Origin of the sequence: Mycobacterium sp. KBS0706 (assembly GCF_005938675.2) — a bacterium.
In the GTDB taxonomy this organism is placed as follows: domain Bacteria; phylum Pseudomonadota; class Alphaproteobacteria; order DSM-16000; family Inquilinaceae; genus Inquilinus.
The window spans coordinates 1-2687 of record NZ_VCCH02000229.1 but is presented as its reverse complement, the minus strand read 5'-3'; the positions used below and the strand labels follow the sequence as shown (position 1 = coordinate 2687).

The 2687-nt window shown below is 71.5% G+C and carries 3 protein-coding genes; all 3 read right to left on the bottom strand.

What is annotated here, in order from left to right; genetic code table 11:
* The coding region (locus tag FFK22_RS41355; protein WP_143956971.1) for a TrbI/VirB10 family protein at positions 1-847 on the bottom strand (847 nt) is incomplete at its 3' end.
* Positions 844-1806, bottom strand: a complete 963-nt coding sequence (trbG, locus tag FFK22_RS41350; RefSeq protein ID WP_138893632.1) for a P-type conjugative transfer protein TrbG — start codon at positions 1804-1806, stop codon at positions 844-846. The genes FFK22_RS41355 and trbG, both read right to left, overlap by 4 nt.
* A gap of 11 nt (positions 1807-1817) precedes the next feature.
* Positions 1818-2519 carry a conjugal transfer protein TrbF gene (gene trbF / locus FFK22_RS41345; protein WP_138893633.1) on the bottom strand — a complete coding sequence of 234 codons (702 nt, stop codon included), beginning with the start codon at positions 2517-2519 and terminating at the stop codon, positions 1818-1820.
* Positions 2520-2687 lie beyond the last annotated feature (168 nt).

Here is a 2687-nt window from a genome sequence, read left to right as displayed (position 1 = left end):
ACAGCACCCGGCTCTGGCCGTAAGCGATGTTGCTGTCGTAGCGACCGATGAGCTTCGCCCCTTGCGGCACAAGCAAAGTGCGGCCCGTGACGCTGTCGTAGACGTTCTCAGTTACCTGCGCCGTCACGAGCCCCGGCAGATCCGAGTTGAGGCCGGTCACGAGACTCGCCGCGATCACGGTCCCCGCCATTACCTGATGCGGTGAGGCCGGCTGCTGAAGCGCGTGCAGATTGTAGATCTCGTCGTCAGCCGGCCGGTTGAGGAACTCCAGCTTGCGCTGTTGCGCGCCCGGATCGCGCCCCGGGGTGAGGCCGGCCTGCGCCGCCCCGGCCGGCGGCACAGCCGCGCCGCCGCTCGCCGGCCGCCTCTCTCCATCACGGGCCTCGTTCGAGATCCGGAAGAACACGGCCGACTCTCGGGCCTGCCGCGCCTGCTGGGCCAGGCGGAGCCGCTCGGCGCGGGAGGCATCCGCCTCCGGATCCGGACGCAGGCTCGGTGGCGCGAGGCCGAGCGACTTCTCCCGTTCGACCACGGAGACGCCGAGATCGCCGGGCAGCGGGGGGCCGAGCGTCGGCACCGGCTTCGCGATCTCGTCGTAGCGTCCGGGCAGCGCCAGGAGGCCGTCGGGCGTCGCCTTGCGCGCCGTCTCCGCCGGCGCCTCCTGGCGAGGCCGCGCAGGCATGCCCTCGAGCGCGAGCCACGCAGCCCCGAAGACGGCGGCGGATAGGAGCGCGGAGAGCGCGATCACCAGGCGCCGGCGAAACCGGATGACGCTGCGGGGCCGGCCCCGCAGCACCAGTGCCTCGGGCGGCAGCTTGCGTCCGTCGTCGCGCGGCGCCTCGGTCATTTGCCGTCGGTCCGGCTGATCCGGACCACCTGCTGCGGGTCCTCGCCGAGCCTGAGCTCGGCCGCGGGGAACAGGCGGTCGACGATATAGTAGATGCCGCGCACCCGGTAGTTGACGACCTGGTTGCCGCCGTCCGGCCCGACGACGAAGAGCGGCGGCATCTCGCCCTGGTCGATCCGCCGCGGGAACTGGATATAGACCTTGGAGCCGTCGTCGAAGGCCTGGGTGGGCCTCCAGGGCGGAGTGTCTCCGGTGATGGCGTAGCGGAATCGGAGGTTTTCGAGGGAGAGCCCGGCATCGACCGGCGCCGCCGCCTCGGCCCGGCGGTTGCGCTCCTCCAGCGCCAGCAGCTCAGCCGCGGGGTAGGTCCAGGACACCGCCGCCATCGCCGTCCGCTCGGTGCTTTCCAGCGCGAGGTGATAAGCGCGGCGATCCGTGGTGATCACCAGGTTGGTCCGCAGGCCTGCCGCGAACGGCTTCACCAGCACGTGCACCCGCCTCGAGGCCCCCTCCCCGCTCGTGGTGTCTCCGATCACCCAGCGGACCGTGTCGCCGGCCGAGACGGCGGTCAGCGTCTCTCCGGGCTCGAGCGCGATGTCGCTCACCTGCTCCGGCGCCGCATAGAGCCGGTAGAGCGCGCCCTCCATATAGGGATAGACCTGGACGGCGTTGACGTAGCCTGCGGCTTGGGGCTCCTGCAGCGCCGCCCGGTTCGCCGCCGCGACCCGGGCGGTCGGCGGCCGCTTGTCCGCTTTCGGCGGCCTTGGGCGCGGCAGGAGTTGCCCCGGCAGCGGCACCGGCTCGGGCACCTTCACGATCTCGACCGGCTTCGGCGGTTCGCTCTCGGCCACGGCCGGCACGAAATCGTCATAGGTGATCTCCGGCGGAGCCTTGTCGCCGCAGCCAGCGAGCAGCATGGCGATCGCCGACAGGGCGATGGTCGGGCGGATGGCGGTCATAGGCGCCTCCTTCAGCGGGTTTCCCGGGGTTCGAGCTCGCGGGCCCAACTGATGCCCTCGACATAGAGCCCGAGCGGGTTCTTCCGGAGCACGTCGGCGCTCCGCGGCGGATCGAGAACGATCGTGAGGATCGCGGTCCAGCGCTCCTTGCGGACCAGGCTGCCGCGCTCGTAGCCCTCTTCGGTCCACTTAACCTGGAACGAGCGGCCCGAGACGCGGACCACGCTCGTCACCTGGACCGAGACGCTCTTCTCGCCGACATCCTTGAAGGGGTCAGCGGCGCGGGCATGGCCATTGAGGAAGACGGCTCCGCGCTCGGTCGCGAAGTCGTAGGCCTCAAGCCAGTTTCGGCGCAGCAGCACCGGATCGATCGGCACCGAGCGCACGTCGACGACGAAGCGGCCGAGATGCCAGGCGATCTGGGCGTCGGTCGGCTCGTAGGCGTCGGTCGCGGGGCCTACGGTCCGGACCTGTCCGAACGCGTCGACCTCGACCACATAGGGCATGATCCGGCTCTGCGCGCCCTGCCAGATGAGGCCGCCGCCGAGGCCGATCGCGAGGCCGAGGCAGCCGAAGGCCATGAACCGCCAGTTCCGCGCCTGCACGCGGGCCGAGCCGATCCGCTCGTCCCAGAGCTGCGCCGCCTTCTGGTAGGGGGTGACCGGCTCGGGCGTCCGGCCGTAGCGGGCGGAGGCGCGGCGGAACGGGTTCATCACCGATCCTCCTCGGCTAGCGGCACGGAGAGCGAGCCTCCGCCATGGTCGCCTGAGCGGACTGTGTGGATGGCGGCGGAGACGCCATGCCGGATCGCCTCGCGATGCTTCAGGCGCCGGGCCCAGCCGGGCGCCTCCTCGGGCGCGCCCTCCGGCGGCGACGGGTTC